The following is a 17,135-nucleotide window of genomic DNA, read 5'->3' on the forward strand; positions in this document are numbered from 1 at the left end:
CCCGGTTTACATTCCGAACCCGGAAGCTAAGCCTCACAGCGCCGATGGTACTGCAGGGGGGACCCTGTGGGAGAGTAGGACACCGCCGGACTTCTTTTACACAGAAAAGCCACCCAATGTTGGGTGGCTTTTCTGCGTTAACGTGTGCGCAAGAGCAGTCGCCGACTGACCGGGCGCGGCAGAGAATGCGCAGCGTCAGCGCTTGAGCCGTGACTCGAGTACGGACGCCGTCTCGATCACGGCGTCCGCAAGGATACGCTCATCGAGCTCGCCGCCGGCCCAGGTCACAGCGACCGCGGCCACAGGCCAGCCCGCATGATCGCGGACGACGGCGCCGACGCTGCGCAGTCCGTCTGCCACCTCGCTGTCCTCGGTCGCATAGCCGCGTTCACGAACGGTGCGCAGCAGCTCGCGCAGTTCACTCGGCTTCCTGGGGCCGCGTCCCGTACGGTCGGGGAACGCAGACGCGCTCGGATACAGCGCACGCACCTGCTCGCGGGGGAGCGCAGCCAGCATGGCCCGCCCCGAGGCGGTGAGGTGCGCAGGCAAGCGGACGCCGACATCCGTCACGAGAGCCTGCCGTCGGGGAGCGCGCTCCTCGACGATATAGAGCACGTCGCCGCCGCTCATCACCGCCAGGTGGGTGCTCTCTCCGAGACGATCTGAGAGGGCGGCCACAAGAGGCCGCCCGATGCGCGCGAGCGGCTGCTGCCGCGCGTATCCGCCGGCGAGTTCGAATGCCGAGGTGCCGAGGCCCCAGCGCCGGTCTTCCTTCATGTGCAGCACGAACCCGTGCGCAGCGAGGGTCGTGAGCAGGTGATAGACGGTCGAGCGGGGCAGCTCGAGTTCTCGGGCGATCGCCGAGGCGGCGACGGGCGAGGGGCGTCCGGCCAGATAGCTCAGGATCCGCAGCGTGTTGTGGGCGGCGGGCACCTGCGCGGCGGCCTCCATGTTGTCTGGGATCACAGACACAGGATGTCACGATCGCCTGCCACGCGCGACCCGTCGGGTGTGGAATCGAGACATGACCGATCTTCCCGCCGTCCTCGTCGGCGATGCACCCCTGAGCCCCGCCGACGTCGTCGCGGTGGCGCGCCATGGCGCGAGCGTCACGATCAGCTCCGCCGCTCTCGACCGGGTCGCCGAGACGCGGCGCGTGATCGACGGACTCGCGGCAGATCCGCACCCGCACTACGGCGTCTCGACGGGTTTCGGCGCGCTCGCGACGACCTTCATCGCCCCCGACCGCCGCCTTCAGCTGCAGGCGAGCCTCATCCGCTCGCACGCGGCCGGCACCGGCGCCGAGGTCGAACGCGAGGTCGTCCGCGGCCTGCAGCTGCTGCGCCTTCAGACGCTCTCCTCCGGCCGCACGGGTGTTCGCCCCGTCGTGGTCGAGACTTACGCTGCTCTGCTGAACGCGGGCATCACCCCGATGGTGCGTGAATACGGATCGCTGGGGTGTTCCGGCGACCTCGCCCCGCTCGCGCACATCGCACTCGCGGCGATGGGAGAGGGCGATGTGCGCGACGCCGAGGGCACGCTCATCCCGGCATCCGACGCGCTGGCCGCCGCCGGCATCCATCCCCTCACTCTCGTCGAGAAGGAGGGCCTCGCGCTCATCAACGGCACTGACGGCATGCTCGGCATGCTCGTGCTGGCGCTGCACGACCTCGAGACGCTGCTCGTGACGGCCGACATGGCGGCGGCGATGTCGGTCGAGTCGCAGCTGGGCACGGATGCCGTCTTCGCGGCCGACCTCATGGCGCTGCGACCGCAGTCCGGCCAGGCCGAGTCGGCGGCGAACCTGCGGGCCTTCCTGCACGATTCGCCGATCGTGCACAGCCACAAGGGACCGGAGGACGGGCGCGTGCAGGACGCATACTCCCTGCGTTGTTCGCCGCAGGTCCACGGCACCGCGCGCGACACGATGGGCTACGCATCGACCATCGCCGAGCGCGAGCTCGCCAGCGTCATCGACAACCCGGTGATCACGGTCGATGGGCGCATCGAGTCGAACGGCAACTTCCACGGTGCACCGGTCGCAGCGGTGCTGGACTTCCTGGCCATCTCGGTCGCCGACGTGGCCTCCATCTCCGAGCGGCGCACGGACCGGGCGCTCGATCCGGCACGCAACCACGGGCTGCCGCCCTTCCTCGCCGACGAGGTCGGTGTCGACTCGGGGCTGATGATCGCGCAGTACGCGGCGGCCGGAATCGTCTCGGAGCTCAAGCGGTTCGCCGTTCCGGCATCCGTCGATTCCATCCCGTCCTCGGCGATGCAGGAGGACCACGTCTCGATGGGGTGGGCTGCTGCTCGCAAGCTGCGCCGCGCGATCGACGGCCTCGGCCGTGTCATCGCGATCGAGGTGCTCACCGGTGCCCGTGCGCTGGATCTGCGCGCTCCGCTGCAGGCCGGCCCCGCGACGGGAGCGGTGCGCGACCTGGTGCGCACGGTCGCCGCGGGCCCCGGACCCGACCGATTCCTCTCACCCGACATGGAGGCCGTGACCGCACTCGTGCAGTCCGGCGCCATCGCCCGCATCGCAAAGGAGCACGCGAATGACTGACATCACGACGGATACGACTCCGACCACCGGGCCGCGCACGGTTCGCGCCGCCCGTGGCAACCAGCGCACCGCCAAGAGCTGGGGTGCGGAGGCGGCGAAGCGGATGCTGATGAACAACCTCGACGCCGAGGTCGCTGAGCACCCCGAAGACCTCGTCGTCTACGGGGGCACGGGCAAGGCGGCGCGCAGCTGGGAGGCGTACGACGCGATCGTCCGCACGCTCGATGAGCTCGAGCCGGACGAGACGCTGCTCGTGCAGTCGGGCAAGCCGGTCGGCGTCTTCCGCACGCACGAGTGGGCGCCGCGCGTGCTCATCGCCAACTCGAACCTCGTGGGCGACTGGGCCAACTGGCCCGAGTTCCGCAAGCTCGAAGAGCTCGGTCTGATCATGTACGGCCAGATGACCGCGGGGTCGTGGATCTACATCGGCACCCAGGGCATTCTGCAGGGCACGTACGAGACGTTCTCCGCGGTCGCCCGCTCGCTGGGCAAGGACTCGCTCAAGGGAACGCTGACGCTGACCGGCGGTGCGGGTGGCATGGGCGGCGCGCAGCCGCTCGCGGTGACGCTCAACGACGGCGCCGTGCTGATCGTCGACGTCGACGAATCGCGTCTCGCCCGTCGTGTGCAGCACGGCTACCTCGACGAGTACACCACCGATCTCGATGCGGCGATCGCGCGGGTCGTCGCGGCGAAGGATGCGGGCGAAGCGCTCTCGGTGGGCGTGGTCGGCAACGCGGCCGAGGTCTTCCCCGAGCTGCTGCGTCGCGGGGTGCCGATCGACATCGTCACCGATCAGACCAGCGCGCACGACCCGCTCGCCTACCTGCCGGTCGGCATGGCCGTCGCCGACTGGAAGTCCGAGGCCGAGCGGGATGCGGAGGAGTTCACCCGCCGCTCGCGCGAGTCGATGGCTCAGCATGTCGCGGCGATGGTCGCGTTCCAGGATGCCGGGGCCGCGGTCTTCGACTACGGCAACTCGATCCGGGCCGAGGCGCAGCTCGGCGGATTCGATCGCGCCTTCGAGTTCCCGGGCTTCGTGCCGGCGTACATCCGCCCGCAGTTCGAAGAGGGTCGCGGACCCTTCCGCTGGGCGGCGCTCTCGGGCGACCCCGAGGACATCTACAAGACCGACCGTGCGATCGCCGAGCTGTTCCCCGAAGACAAGGCTCTCCACCGCTGGCTCGAGAAGGCCGGCGAGAAGGTGCACTTCGAGGGACTGCCCGCGCGCATCTGCTGGCTCGGATACAAGGAGCGCCACCTCGCCGGCCTCAGGTTCAACGAGATGGTGGCCTCGGGGGAGCTGGCCGCGCCGATCGTGATCGGCCGCGACCACCTCGACTCCGGCTCCGTGGCGTCGCCGTATCGCGAGACCGAGGCCATGAAGGACGGCTCGGATGCGATCGCCGACTGGCCCCTGCTGAACGCGCTGCTCAACACGGCATCCGGTGCATCGTGGGTGTCGCTGCACCATGGCGGCGGAGTCGGCATCGGGCGCTCGATCCATGCAGGGCAGGTGACCGTCGCCGACGGATCGGCGCTCGCCGCCGAGAAGCTCGAACGCGTGCTCACCAACGATCCGGGCACGGGTGTCATGCGCCATGTCGACGCCGGATACGAGCACGCTCGGGACATCGCCCGTGAACGCGGACTCAAGGTGCCGATGCTGTGAGCGCCTCGCTGATCACGAACATCGCCGAGCTGACGACCAACGTCGCCTCGCCCGACGGCGACCGCTTCGGCACGCTCGTCGACGCGGCCGTGCTCATCGACGGCGAGCGGATCGCATGGGTCGGATCCGCCGCGGATGCGCCGGAGGCCGACGTCGTCATCGACGCGGCGGGTCGCGCCGTCATCCCCGGTTTCGTCGACAGCCACAGCCACCTGGTCTTCGGAGGCGACCGCGCTGCGGAGTTCGAGGCCCGGATGGCGGGGCAGCGATACGCCGCCGGCGGCATCCGCTCGACCGTGGCCGCGACACGAGCGGCGAGCGACGACGAGCTGCGCGCGCGTCTGCGGGGATTCGTCGACGAGATGCTCGCCCAGGGCACCACGACGGTCGAGATCAAGAGCGGCTATGGCCTGAGCGTGCGGGACGAGGAGCGCCTGGTGCGCCTCGCGGCGGAAGTCACGCCCGAGGTCACCTTCCTCGGAGCGCACGTGGTGCCGGTGGAGTACGCCGACCGCGCGGACGAGTACGTCGACCTGGTGACAGGGCCGATGCTCGACGCGTGCGCTCCGCATGCGAAGTGGATCGACGTGTTCTGTGAGACGGGTGCGTTCTCGGTCGAGCAGTCGCGAAGGGTGCTCGAGGCGGGCATCGCACAGGGGCTCGTTCCCCGAGTGCACGCGAGTCAGCTCGGCCCGGGTGAGGGAGTACGCCTCGCCGTCGACCTCGGCGCGGCATCCGTCGACCACGGCACCTACCTGACCGACTCCGACATCGAGGCGCTGGCAGCATCCGACACGGTGCTCACGCTGCTCCCCGGGGTGGAGTTCTCGACGCGCCAGCCGTATCCCGACGCGCGACGACTCATCGACGCGGGCGTGACCGTGGCGATCGCCTGCGACACGAATCCGGGATCGAGCTTCACGTCGTCGATGCCGTTCTGCATCGCGCTCGCGGTGCGCGACATGGGCCTGACCCCCGCCGAGGCGGTGTGGGCGGCGACCGCCGGGGGCGCTCTGGCGCTGCGCCGCGACGATGTCGGCGTGATCACGCCGGGCGCGCGGGCGGACCTCGTGCTGCTGTCGGCGCCGACCCGCATCCATCTCGCCTACCGACCCGGAGTCCCGCTCGTCGAGCGGGTGTGGAAGGACGGCGTCGGGGTCTTCGCAGCATCCGGAACGGCAGAGGGGACGAATCATGGCACTGTCGCACGATGAGCTCTGGCCGCGCGCGGGCTCCTGGCCCGGGTTCGAGACAGGGGATGACGCGGATGCCGTGCTGCTCGGTGTGCCGACCTGGCGCACCTCGCTGTCACCGACCGGAGCACACGCGACGCCCGCCGCGATCCGCGAGGCGCTCACCCGGTACAGCGCGACGCTCATGGGGCCGCCCGTGGTCGATCTCGGGGCGGCACTCCGCGTGCTCGATGCCGGGGACGTCGACGAGCCGGACGGCGAGGACGGCATCGCGACCACCGTCCGGCGCGTGCGCGAGCTCGCTGACGCCACCCGTCTCGTCATCGCACTCGGGGGCGACAACGCCCTGACCTATCCGGTCGCGCGCGGTGCCGGGGCCACCGGACTCATCACCATCGACGCGCACTTCGATCTGCGTGACGGCATCTCGAACGGATCGCCCGTCCGTCGGCTGATCGAAGACGCGCCCGACGGCGAGAGGATCGACCCGACGAGGATCGTCCAGATCGGCATCGCGGACTTCGCGAACTCCGCCGCCTACGCGGCGCGTGCTGCCGGGTGGGGAATCCGCGTGATCACCCTCGACGAGGTTCGCCGCCGGGGCATCGAGGACGTCGTCGCGGAGGCGACGCGCATCGCCGGAGCGGGTGCCGCCGCCCGCATCCACCTCGACGTCGACGTCGACGCGGCCGACCGTTCCGCGGCGCCGGGCTGCCCGGCATCCGTTCCCGGCGGCTTCGCCGCGTGGGAGCTGCGCCACCTCGTGCGCGCGATCGTCGGCGACCCGCGTGTGGTCAGCGCCGACATCGCCGAGGTCGATGCGACCGCTGACACCGACGACCTGCGCACGGTGAGGCTCGCTGCTCTGTGCGTGCTCGAGATGCTCGCGGCGCTCGCGTCCCGCTGACACGGCGTCGGGAGAGCGCCACTCAGTTCAGCGCCGACGTCAGCCGGAACAGGCCGTCGAGGAAGGTCGACTTCGCAGGCTCGCGCAGCCATTCGTCGAGTGTCAGCTCCCGCCCGGCGGCGCGGTACTTCTGCTCGACCTGGCGCATCTGCGCGACGAAGGACCCGCCCCGCACCAGCAGCGACATCTCGGAGTTGAGGCTGAAGGAGCGGATGTCCATGTTGCTCGAGCCGATCACGGCGATGTCGTCGTCGATCGAGAAGTGCTTGGCGTGCAGGATGTACGGGGGGGTAGAGGAAGATGCGCACTCCGGCTCGCAGCAGCGTCTCGTAGTACGACCGCTGTGCGTGATAGACCATCGCCTGGTCGCCGAGCTCCGATACGAACAGCTGCACGTCGAGTCCGCGCTGGCATGCCGTGGTGATGGCATAGATCATCGCCTCGTCGGGCGCGAAGTACGGGCTCGTCAGGATGACCTTCTCGGTCGCGCCGTGGATGAGCGAGAGGAACATCCGCAGGTTGTTCTCGGTGCCGTATGCCGGCCCGCTCGGCACCATCTGGCAGTGCAGATCGGCGGGTGGAGGTGCGGGAACCGCGGTGGCCGGTACGCGTTCGACCGCGGACAGATCCTCGCCGGTCTCGATGAGCCAGTCCGACAGGAACACCGCATCGACCTGGGCGACGACCGGTCCGTCGACGCGGGACACCAGCTCCTGCCACATGAGGCCGCGTCTGATGTTCTTCTCGGAGTTGTAGTCGCGGGAGATGAGATTCTGCGAGCCGACGAAGCCGACGCGGCCGTCGACGACGACGAGTTTGCGGTGGTTGCGCAGATCGGGGCGCTGGTACTCGCCCTTGAGCGGGCGAACCGGCAGCATCCATGCCCACGTCACGCCGACCCGGTCGAGCTCCGCGAAGGTCTCCTCCGACTTCGGGATCTTGCGCGAGGCGATGTAGTCGGCCAGCAGGCGCACCGTCACCCCGCGGGCGACGGCCCTCTCCATCGCGTCGAAGAAGCCCCGGGTCGTCTCGTCGCGCGCCGCGATGTAGAACTCCACGTGCACGTATCGCTCGGCGGAGTCGATGGCTGCGACCATCGCGTCGATCGATGCCTGGTAGTCGTCGATCAGTTGCGCCGACGAGGCACCGACCATCGGCAGGCCGGTGAGGGCGTGATTCTGCTGCGCGACACGCTGCAGCCACCGCGGAGCCTCGGCATCCGGAAGGTCGAGGGCGCGCTCGGCGATCATCGCCGTGATGCGCTGCTGCTCGTCACGGCGCTTCTTCGGCAGCCGGAAGTCTCCGATCAGCAGGTAGAGCGCGATGCCGATGAAAGGAAGCAGGAACACGAGCAGCAGCCAGGCCATCGCCGCGGTGGGCTTGCGATCGCGCGGGATGTAGATCAGCGCGAGCACGTTGATGCAGAACGCCGCGATCGCGAGCACCGACCAGACCAGGTTCGCGGAGAGCAGCGAGTCCATGACTCCTCCTTCGAGGGATGCCGGCATGCCAGAGGGGTTCCCGTGCGACCTGCGCGATTGAAGTGCACGCTAGCAGTGGCGCGGCCGCCCCTCCACAGGCCCTCACCCGGAGGGTGCGATGCCGTCAACCCTGCTCAGTGCTCAGACCCCGGGGATCAGCAGGTGCGCGATCGTGAAGATCGCCAGGCCCGCGAGCGCGCCGACGAACGTGCCGTTCAGACGGATGTACTGCAGGTCGCGGCCGACCATGAGCTCGATCTTCTCGGTCGTCTCGACCGGGTCCCACCGCTCGACGGTGTCGGTGATGATCGACGCGATGTCGTGGCGGTAGCGGTCGACGAGGAACACCGCGGCATCCGACACCCACGTGTCGACGCGGTGCTGCAGCGCGGCATCCGTCGTGAGCCTGTCGCCGATCTCCTGCAGAGCCTGTGCTGCCCGCACACGCAGACCGCTGTCGGGGTCGGCGAGGGCGGTGAGAAGTCCGTTCTTCGCCGTGTCCCAGGCCTCGGCGGCGAGGGCGCCCACGCGGGGGCTGTCGAACAGCGACGCCTTGGCGTTCTCGAGCTTGGCCCTCGTCGCGGGGTCGTTCTGCAGGCTGTCGGCGAGGCGGGCGAGGTAGCCGTCGACGGCGATGCGTGCCGGATGCTTCGGGTCGGCCTGCACGGCGCGGACGAACTTGACCGCCTCGTTGTAGGCGGTGTCGTCGACGAATCGGTGGGCGAGCTTCGGCACCCATCCCGGGAGCCTGCGCGAGATGAGTCCCGAGAACGACTCGGCGTTCGCATCCAGCCAGCGGGCGATGCTGTCGGCGGCGAGGTCGACCGCCCCGTGATGCGCATCGGCCTCGACGATCTTCTCGAGCCAGGCGCCGGCGGGCGGTCCCCACTCGGGAGAGACGAGGTGCTCGCGGGCGAGGTCGGTGATGAGGTCGCGCACGTCGTCGTCGCTGAGAGCGTTCAGGACGGCGGTCGCGATCGTCGCCCCCTCGGCCGCCACGCGGTCGGCGTGGGCGGGCTCACGCAGCCATTCACCGGCGCGCTTCGCGATCGCCGTGCTCGCGAGCTTGGTGCGCACGACGCTCGCCTCGAGGAAGTTCGTCTCGACGAACTCGCCCAGCGTGCGGCCGATCTCGTCTTTGCGGTTCGGGATGATCGCGGTGTGCGGAATGGGCAGCCCCAGCGGCCGACGGAAGAGCGCGGTCACGGCGAACCAGTCGGCGAGAGCACCCACCATGCCACCTTCAGCGGCGGCGCGGACGTAGGCCAACCACGGCTGTCGCTCCTGGAAGGCGAACGCGATCACGAACACGACCGCCATGAAGATCAGCGCTCCGAGAGCCACCGCCTTCATGCGGCGAAGAGCGCGAAGTCGTACCTGGTCTGCGGGCGACAGGAGCGCCATCGGGGTTCGCGGCATGACGTCATCCTTTCACGGGGAGTCCTCGCTGAGGTCGGCTTGCAGCGTCCGGTCCGTTCGCCCTTCACCGAGTCCACGCTGTGTAGTACTCTCACTACAGTTCGAAACGGGGTCCATCGTGTTCACCATGACCGCTCGAGAGTTCAACCAGTCCGTCGCGCGCGCTCAGCGCGTCGCCGACGGGCAGCCCGTGATGATCACGAGACGTGGCGAGCCCGCCTACGTACTGCTGAGCATCGGAGAGTACGAACGCCTCCGGCCCGCCGCTCTGACGGAGGACACGCGATCCTTCCTGGACGTCGTCCGGCCCCTCCCTGAGGGGGCGGATCCCGATGACGTCTTCGGTCAGATCATGGACGAGATCGCCGCCGACAGATCGCGTGACTTCGGACGAGAGATCGACCTGTGACACCGTTCCTGGTCGACACGAACGTGATCTCGGAGATCCGTCGGCCCAGGCCCGACCTCGGCGTGGCGCGGTGGTTCGGCGCGACGGCTCGGGAGTCCATTCACATCAGCGTGATCACCGGGCTCGAACTCGAGCGCGGCGTCCTCCTGGCGCGGCGACGGGATGCCGTCGCCGCCGCGTCTCTGGAACGGTGGCTGGATTCGGTCAGAAGCGGACTGGTGCACCCCGCTCTCGAGGTGACGCAGGCGATCGCTCAGATCACCGCAGCCATCCAAGTGCCGAACCGGCGTCCGCTCGGCGACTCGCTCATCGCGGCCACCGCGCTGCACCACGGACTGACGCTGGTCACCCGCAACGAGAGAGACTTCGACATCCCGGGACTCGCTGTCCTCAACCCGTTCTCGGGCTGACCGAGGCAGGATCCGAGTACCCTCGAATCGTGATCGAAGACATCAAGAAGCGTGCGCTGCACCGCACCAGCATCCTCGAGGGTCAGATGCGCGGAGTCGCGCGGATGATCGAGAGCGAGGAGTACTGCATGGACATCATCACGCAGTCCCGCGCGATCCAGCGCTCGCTCGAGTCCCTCAACCGCCTGCTGCTCGAGAACCATCTGCGCACGCACGTGACGCACATGTTCGACGAGGGCGGGGAGGAGCGCGACAAGGCCGTCGACGAGCTGCTCAAGGCGTTCGACTTCGACCGCAAGTAGCGCCGCGCTCCTCCGCTCCGCGTCAGCGTCCGCCGCCGAACACCTCGCCCTCCATGGCGTCGTAGCCCTCGGCCTGCGGGTCGCCGTGCGAACCGCCTGACAGCGCGTACTCCTCTTCGGGCGAGAGCACGAGGCGGTGTCGGAAGAACAGGCCGAATCCGAGCAGGATGATCGCGTAGACGATCGCGATCGCGATGATCGCCGGGCCGAACGTCGGGTTGAGCAGGAAGCCCACGAAGATCAGTGCCGCGATCACCAGGGCGATCACCGCGCCGGGGATGCCCCACGGGCTGACGTACGGACGGTCGACGTTCGGGAACTTCTTGCGCAGGATGATGAACGACACGAGCTGCAGCCCATAGGCGACGACGGCTCCCCAGACGGCGATGTTCAGCACGATCGCGCCGGCGACCGTTCCGGCACCCTCCGAGTCGACGGCCGTGAGCACGTCGAGCACGATCAGCGCGACGAAGCCGACCGCCGCGCCGACAGTGAGCGCGACCCACGGGGTCTGCCGCTTTCCGGTGAGCGAGAGGAAGCGGGGGTAGTAGCCGGCGCGGGACAGTGAGTACATGTTGCGTCCGTAGGCGAACATGATTCCCTGCAGCGACGCGAGCAGGCCGATGAGGGCGAACAGCGCGAGCACGGCGGCGAGCTGGTCGCCGACGATCGCGCGGAAGCCGTCGAGCAGCGGCTCACCGGCGGTGCCGGTGGCCTCGGCGCCGATCACGCCGGTGTTCAGGAACAGCACCAGGAGTCCGGTGACGATCAGGGTGCCGCGGGCCCAGAATCCTGCCTTCGGGATGTCGCGGGTCGGGTTGTGCGACTCCTCGGCCGCGAGCGGGAGCTCCTCGATGCCGAGGAAGAACCACATCGCGAACGGCAGCGCGAACAGGATCGGCAGGACGCCGTGCGGAAGGAACGCGGTCTGGCCCTCGTCGGGGACGATGTCCCACAGGGCATCCCACGAGAACGCGCCGGAGAAGATCGCCATGGCGGAGAACACCAGGATGATGCCGATGGAGATCACGGAGACGACGATCGCGAAGCGGAACGAGATGGCGGCGCCCGCGGAGTTCAGGGCGATGAAGACGACGTAGAGGATGAGGTACCAGACCCAGCCCGGCAGTTCGAGGCCGAGCAGCTCGCTCGTGATGCCGTTGGCATACGACGCCGAGAAGTAGACGATCACCGCCGTGGTCGCGACGTACTCGATGGTCTCGGCGGCTCCGGTGACGAGACCGCCCCACGGACCCATGGCCGAGCGGGCGAAGGAGTACGCGCCGCCGGTATGCGGCATCGCGGCCGCCATCTCGCCGATCGCGAAGATCATGCCGTAGTACATCGCCACGAGGATGGCGAACGCGATCAGCATCCCGCCGAAACCCGCGAAGTCGATGCCGAAGTTCCAGCCGGAGAAGTCGCCCGAGATCACCGCGGCGACCGCCAGACCCCACAGGCCCCAGACGCCGGCCGACCTCTTCAGCGTCCGTTTCTCGAAGTAGTCACTCCCGGCACGTGTATAGGTCGCTCCGGCGACCTTGCGGGATTCATTGCTCTGCTGGGACATCCGCTCTCCGTTCGCATGCGTGCAGGCGCCGGGTGCACCTTGCGGATGATTGTGACAGTCAATGGTGGTTTCGTCTACCTTTAGACGACGAGTTGATCTACTCTGAGGGCGAAGCCGGTCGGCCGATCGCTTCACCGCACGAGAACGGAGCGTCAGATGTCGGGCAACCTGAGCATCGAACAGCTGGATGCCGGCATCGCCGCCGGTGAGATCGACACGGTGATCGTGGCCTTCGCGGATGCGCAGGGGCGACTGGTCGGCAAACGCGTGTCGGCGCGGCTGTTCCAGGAGGACATCCTGGCTCACGGGGCCGAGGCCTGCGACTACCTGCTGTCGGTCGACGTCGACATGAACACCGTCGACGGCTATGCGATGTCGGGGTGGGACCGCGGCTACGGAGACATGGTGCTGAAGCCCGACGTCGAGACCCTGCGCAACATCCCGTGGCTCGAGGGCACCGCGCTGGTCATGTCCGATCTCGTGTGGCAGAACGGCGAACCCGTCGGGCCCTCGCCCCGGGCGATCCTCGATCGCCAGCGCGACCGCCTCGCCGAGCGGGGCTGGACCGCGTACTCGGGCACCGAGCTCGAGTTCATCGTCTTCGACAACACCTACCGCGACGCCTGGGCGCGCAAGTACGACGGGCTGACACCCGCGACCGACTACAACGTCGACTACAACCTGCTCGCCTCGACCCGCATGGAGCCGCTGCTGCGTGACATCCGCAACAGCATGGACGGCGCGGGCCTGTACTGCGAGGGCGTGAAGGGCGAGTGCAACTTCGGTCAGCAGGAGATCGCGTTCCGCTATGCGGAGGTGCGGGAGACCGCCGACCAGCACGCGATCTACAAGAACGGCGCGAAGGAGATCGCCGAGCAGCACGGCAAGGCGCTCACGTTCATGGCCAAGTTCAACGAGCGGGAGGGCAACAGCTGCCACATCCACCTGTCGCTGCGCGACGAGTCGGGTGCCCCGGTGATGGCAGGCGACGGCGAGCACGGCTTCAGTCCCGTGATGGAGCACTGGATCGCCGGCATCCTCGCCACTCTGCGCGAATTCACCCTGCTGCTCGCGCCCAACATCAACTCGTACAAGCGTTTCGCGAAGGGCAGCTTCGCGCCGACCGGTGTGGCATGGGGCATCGACAACCGCACCTGCGCTCTGCGGATAGTCGGCCATGGATCGGGGCTGCGGGTCGAGAACCGGGTGCCGGGCGGAGATGTGAACCCGTACCTCGCGATCTCGGCGATCATCGCGGGCGGTCTGCACGGCATCGAGAACGAACTGCCGCTGCCCGAGCGCTTCACCGGCAACGCCTACGAGGATGCGGTCGACCACCTGCCGACCACCCTGCGCGAGGCGGCGAAGCTGTTCAGCGAATCGACCATCGCGCGGGCGGCGTTCGGCGACGACGTGGTCGAGCACTATCTGAACCAGGCCCGCATCGAGGTGGAAGCCTACGACGCGGCCGTCACCGACTGGGAGCGCATCCGTGGCTTCGAGCGCCTCTGACCCCGCGCCGCTGATCGGCGTCACGACCTATCTCGAGCGCGCGCAGCAGGGGGTGTGGGATGTCAGGGCCGCGTTCCTGCCGGAGCAGTACCTCACAAGCGTGACCTCCTCCGGCGGCATCGCCCTTCTTCTCCCGCCCCAGGATCCGGATGCTGCAGATGCGGCGATCTCGGGCATGCACGGCCTCGTGCTCTCCGGCGGGGCGGATGTCGCGCCCGAGCTGTACGGCGAGGACCGGCATCCGCTCACCGACCCCGCGAGGGTCGACCGCGACGCGTGGGAGCTCGCGCTCTTCCAGGCGGCCGAGCGTCGTGGCATCCCGGTGCTCGCCATCTGCCGCGGTCTGCAGCTCGTCAACGTCGCCCGCGGCGGAACCCTGCAGCAGCACCTGCCCGAGTCGCTCGGCACCGAGAAGTACCGCATCGGCGGCGGTGTCTTCGCCGAGAACGACGTCGCGGTGTCGACCGACACACCCCTCGCCGACATCATCGGCGAGACCGAGATGCGGGTGCACAGCTACCACCACCAGGGGGTCGACCGTCTCGGCGAGGGGCTCGTCGCCGCCGCGCATTCGGACGACGGCCTCGTGCAGGCCTTCGTCGACACGTCAGCCGGCCACATCGTCGGCGTCCAATGGCACCCCGAGGAGAACGCCGAGGATCGGCGGCTCTTCACCGATCTCGTCTCACAGGCCCGTGCGTTCGCCGCAGGGCGGAAGGAGGACGCCCGATGAGCGCGTTCACAGTCATCAACCCGTCGACCGGTGCCGCGATCCGCGAGGTCGCGCGCGCCGACATCGCAGAGACGGATGCCGCGATCGCCCGCGCGGTCGCAGCGCAGCGCCGATGGGCCGCGCTCGCCCCGGTCGCGCGGGCTGACGCGCTGCGGTCCTTCGCTCGTGCGGTCGAGGCGGCCACGGAGGAGCTCGCACAGCTCGAGGTGCGGAACTCCGGGCATCCGATCGGCTCGGCCCGCTGGGAGGCGGGCCATGTCGCTCAGGTGCTCAACTACTACTCGGCCGACCCCGAGCGGCTGTCGGGCCGTCAGATCCCGGTGGCGGGCGGGCTCGATGTCACCTTCCACGACCCGTACGGAGTCGTCGGGGTGATCGTGCCGTGGAACTTCCCGATGACGATCGCCGCGTGGGCGTTCGCGCCGGCGCTCGCCGCAGGCAACGCCGTCGTCCTGAAGCCCGCCGAACTCACGCCGTTGACAGCCATCCGACTCGGCGAGCTCGCCCTCGAGGCGGGCCTTCCCGAAGGGCTGTTCGAGGTGGTCACCGGGTCGGGATCCGTGGTGGGGCAGCGTCTCGTCGAGCACCCCGACGTCCGCAAGGTCGTGTTCACCGGGTCGACCGAGGTCGGCATCGAGGTCGCCGCCGGATGCGCACGCGCGCTCAAGCCCGTGACGCTCGAGCTCGGCGGCAAGAGCGCCAACATCGTCTTCGCCGACGCCGACCTCGAGAAGGCCGTCGCCGCGGTGCCCGGCTCGGTGTTCGACAACGCGGGCCAGGACTGCTGCGCCCGCAGCCGGCTGCTCGTGCAGCGATCGGTGTACGACCGGTTCCTCGAGATGCTCGAACCCGCGGTCAGGGCGTGGCGTGTGGGCGACCCGTCGAGTGCCGACACCGACATGGGGCCGCTCATCTCGGCCGCGCATCGCGACACCGTGTCGGGGTTCCTCGACGACGCGAACATCGCGTTCCGCGGCAGCGCTCCGAGCGGCGACGGATTCTGGTTCGCGCCCGCCGTGGTGCTCGCCGACCCGTCCGACCGGATCGCCCAGCAGGAGGTGTTCGGCCCGGTCGTCGCGGTGATGCCGTTCGAGGACGAGGCCGATGCGATCCGCCTGGCGAACGACACCGCCTACGGTCTCGCCGGGTCGATCTGGACCGAGAGCCTCGGACGGGCCGTGCGCGTCTCGCGCGGCGTGCAGAGCGGCGTGCTCTCGGTGAACTCGCACTCGTCGGTGCGCTACGCGACGCCGTTCGGCGGCATGAAGGCATCCGGACTCGGGCGCGAGCTCGGTCCCGACGCCGCAGAGCACTTCACCGAGACCAAGAACGTCTTCTTCGCGACAGACGAATCCTGACCAGCGACACCCGGCCCGACCATCCCCACCTGCAACGGAGAGCACACATGACCATCGATCTGACCCAGCGCCTCAAGGACCGCGTCGCGATCATCACCGGAGGGGCGAGCGGGATCGGCTTCGCCACCGCTCAGCGCTTCGCGGCCGAAGGCGCGTTCGTCGTCATCGCCGACGTCGACCCCGCCACGGGCGAGAAGGCGGCGGCCGAGGTGGGCGGTGCGTTCCGTCCCGTCGACGTGGCCGACGAGACCATGGTGAACACGCTCTTCGACGGCGTCGCCGCGGAGTTCGGCCGTATCGACATCGCCTTCAACAACGCCGGCATCTCGCCCGCCGACGACGACTCGATCGAGACGACCGAGCTGCCGGCCTGGGATCGCGTGCAGGACGTGAACCTGAAGAGCGTGTACCTGTGCAGCCGTGCGGCACTGCGCCACATGGTGCCGGCGGGTCGCGGATCGATCATCAACACCGCGTCGTTCGTCGCCCTGCTGGGGTCGGCGACCTCGCAGATCAGCTACACCGCGTCGAAGGGCGGCGTGCTGGCGATGTCGCGCGAGCTCGGCGTGCAGTTCGCGCGACAGGGCGTGCGGGTGAACGCGCTGTGCCCCGGGCCGGTGAACACGCCGCTGCTGCAGGAGCTGTTCGCCAAGGATCCCGAGCGCGCGCAGCGACGACTCGTGCACGTGCCGATGGGGCGCTTCGCCGAGCCGTCCGAGCTGGCCGCCGCTGTGGCCTTCCTCGCCTCGGACGACTCATCGTTCATCACCGCCAGCGCCTTCGTGGTCGACGGCGGCATCACGAACGCCTACGTCACCCCGCTGTGAAGCGGGACCATGTCACTGTGACAAGGTGAAAGCATGAGCGAGCACCCTTCCGACGGCGATCTCGTCGAGGTGCGCCGGGCGGTCTACCGGCCGCTTCGCCGAGGCAACGCCCTCGAGGATGCGGTGGCTCGCCTCGTGCAGACCATCCGCCTCGGCGTCGTCGCCCCGGGGGAGTCGCTGCCGCCGGAACGAGAGCTCGCCGCCTCGTTCGGCGTCAGTCGCGACACCGTGCGCGAGGCGATCCGCGAACTCGCCGACACCGGATACCTGGTGCCCAAGCGGGGGCGGTACGGCGGCACGTTCATCGCCGATCCGCTGCCCCAGCCCTCGGACGCCGGGGAGGTCACGGCGGACGAGATCGACGATGTGCTGGGGCTGCGGCGGGTGCTCGAGACGGGAGCGGTGCGGGCTGCGGCGAGCCGGGCGCTGGATGCCGCGACCCGCGCCGACCTGTGGGCGCGACATGAGGCCGCGCTGCCCGCCGGGCCCGAGGAGTATCGGCGTCTCGACACGCTGCTGCACCTCGCGATCGCGGAGGCGGCCGGCATCCCCTCGCTCGTCGCGCTGGTCGCCGAGAACCGGGCCGACGTCAATGCGTGGCTCGACACGTTCCCGCTGATGCCGCGCAACATCCAGCACTCGGGTGAGCAGCATGAGCAGATCGTGACGGCGATCCTCGCCGGGCGGCCCGACGTCGCCGAGGCGGCGATGCGCGATCACCTCGCCGGTTCCGAAGCGCTGCTGCGCGGATTCCTGATCTGAACCCGCGCAGCAGC

15 protein-coding genes, 1 rRNA gene and 1 pseudogene are annotated in these 17,135 nt (G+C 69.2%); 13 read left to right on the top strand and 4 right to left on the bottom strand.

Annotation, left to right across the window (positions count from 1 at the left end; genetic code table 11):
• A 5S ribosomal RNA gene (rrf, locus tag ASE34_RS12415) occupies positions 1-91 on the top strand; the annotation flags it as partial.
• A 104-nt stretch (positions 92-195) separates the two neighbouring features.
• Here the strand turns inward: rrf and ASE34_RS12420 are convergent.
• The gene (locus ASE34_RS12420; protein ID WP_056279134.1) at positions 196-951 is read right to left on the bottom strand and encodes an IclR family transcriptional regulator; all 756 of its coding nucleotides are present in this window, start codon (positions 949-951) and stop codon (positions 196-198) included.
• Positions 952-1,024: 73 nt separating this feature from the next.
• On the opposite strand from ASE34_RS12420, the gene hutH reads away from it, so the two are divergent.
• Genes hutH through ASE34_RS12440 form a run of 4 tightly spaced genes read left to right on the top strand, consistent with a single transcriptional unit; the run spans position 1,025 to position 6,338 of the window.
• Positions 1,025-2,566 (top strand): histidine ammonia-lyase, encoded by a 1,542-nt coding sequence (gene hutH, locus ASE34_RS12425; RefSeq protein ID WP_056279135.1) that lies wholly within the window; start codon positions 1,025-1,027, stop codon positions 2,564-2,566.
• The gene (gene hutU / locus ASE34_RS12430; protein ID WP_056279137.1) at positions 2,559-4,238 is read left to right on the top strand and encodes a urocanate hydratase; all 1,680 of its coding nucleotides are present in this window, start codon (positions 2,559-2,561) and stop codon (positions 4,236-4,238) included. Before hutH ends, hutU begins: the two co-directional genes overlap by 8 nt.
• Complete coding sequence (gene hutI / locus ASE34_RS12435; RefSeq protein ID WP_056279140.1) at positions 4,235-5,452, top strand: imidazolonepropionase; 1,218 nt, start codon at positions 4,235-4,237, stop codon at positions 5,450-5,452. Before hutU ends, hutI begins: the two co-directional genes overlap by 4 nt.
• Positions 5,433-6,338 (top strand): arginase family protein, encoded by a 906-nt coding sequence (locus ASE34_RS12440; RefSeq protein WP_053097818.1) that lies wholly within the window; start codon positions 5,433-5,435, stop codon positions 6,336-6,338. Before hutI ends, ASE34_RS12440 begins: the two co-directional genes overlap by 20 nt.
• A gap of 22 nt (positions 6,339-6,360) precedes the next feature.
• On the opposite strand, the pseudogene cls reads toward ASE34_RS12440, so the two are convergent.
• Both cls and ASE34_RS12450 read right to left on the bottom strand, forming a co-directional pair.
• Positions 6,361-7,819 (bottom strand): annotated as a pseudogene (gene cls, locus ASE34_RS12445) (cardiolipin synthase).
• A 141-nt stretch (positions 7,820-7,960) separates the two neighbouring features.
• The gene (locus tag ASE34_RS12450; protein ID WP_056279141.1) at positions 7,961-9,238 is read right to left on the bottom strand and encodes a DUF445 domain-containing protein; all 1,278 of its coding nucleotides are present in this window, start codon (positions 9,236-9,238) and stop codon (positions 7,961-7,963) included.
• A 127-nt stretch (positions 9,239-9,365) separates the two neighbouring features.
• Between ASE34_RS12450 and ASE34_RS12455 the strand changes: the two genes are divergently transcribed.
• From ASE34_RS12455 to ASE34_RS12465, 3 genes are read left to right on the top strand one after another with little or no spacing between them, the layout of a single operon-like run.
• Positions 9,366-9,647, top strand: coding sequence for a type II toxin-antitoxin system prevent-host-death family antitoxin (locus ASE34_RS12455; RefSeq protein ID WP_053099257.1), 282 nt, complete (start codon positions 9,366-9,368; stop codon positions 9,645-9,647).
• Positions 9,644-10,057, top strand: coding sequence for a type II toxin-antitoxin system VapC family toxin (locus ASE34_RS12460; protein ID WP_056279143.1), 414 nt, complete (start codon positions 9,644-9,646; stop codon positions 10,055-10,057). Before ASE34_RS12455 ends, ASE34_RS12460 begins: the two co-directional genes overlap by 4 nt.
• Positions 10,058-10,086: 29 nt before the next feature.
• A complete protein-coding gene (locus ASE34_RS12465; protein WP_053097810.1) occupies positions 10,087-10,359 on the top strand; it encodes a metal-sensitive transcriptional regulator in 273 nt (90 codons plus the stop codon).
• A gap of 22 nt (positions 10,360-10,381) precedes the next feature.
• On the opposite strand, the gene ASE34_RS12470 is transcribed toward ASE34_RS12465, so the two are convergent.
• Entirely contained in the window at positions 10,382-11,929 is a 1,548-nt protein-coding gene (locus ASE34_RS12470; RefSeq protein WP_053097808.1) for an amino acid permease, read from the bottom strand.
• A 156-nt stretch (positions 11,930-12,085) separates the two neighbouring features.
• Here ASE34_RS12470 and ASE34_RS12475 point away from each other — a divergent pair, with 156 nt between their 5' ends.
• The 5 genes from ASE34_RS12475 to ASE34_RS12495 are packed head-to-tail and all read left to right on the top strand — an operon-like array spanning position 12,086 to position 17,121.
• Entirely contained in the window at positions 12,086-13,441 is a 1,356-nt protein-coding gene (locus tag ASE34_RS12475) for a glutamine synthetase family protein (protein ID WP_056279145.1), read from the top strand.
• Entirely contained in the window at positions 13,422-14,174 is a 753-nt protein-coding gene (locus ASE34_RS12480; protein WP_056279147.1) for a gamma-glutamyl-gamma-aminobutyrate hydrolase family protein, read from the top strand. The genes ASE34_RS12475 and ASE34_RS12480 overlap by 20 nt, the downstream gene beginning before the upstream one ends.
• Complete coding sequence (locus ASE34_RS12485) at positions 14,171-15,532, top strand: aldehyde dehydrogenase family protein (protein WP_056279149.1); 1,362 nt, start codon at positions 14,171-14,173, stop codon at positions 15,530-15,532. Before ASE34_RS12480 ends, ASE34_RS12485 begins: the two co-directional genes overlap by 4 nt.
• Positions 15,533-15,579: 47 nt before the next feature.
• Entirely contained in the window at positions 15,580-16,359 is a 780-nt protein-coding gene (locus ASE34_RS12490) for a 3-oxoacyl-ACP reductase (protein ID WP_053097800.1), read from the top strand.
• A gap of 33 nt (positions 16,360-16,392) precedes the next feature.
• Positions 16,393-17,121, top strand: coding sequence for a FadR/GntR family transcriptional regulator (locus ASE34_RS12495; RefSeq protein WP_053097799.1), 729 nt, complete (start codon positions 16,393-16,395; stop codon positions 17,119-17,121).
• Positions 17,122-17,135 lie beyond the last annotated feature (14 nt).

It is taken from the genome of Microbacterium sp. Root280D1, from assembly GCF_001428975.1.
Classification (GTDB): domain Bacteria; phylum Actinomycetota; class Actinomycetes; order Actinomycetales; family Microbacteriaceae; genus Microbacterium.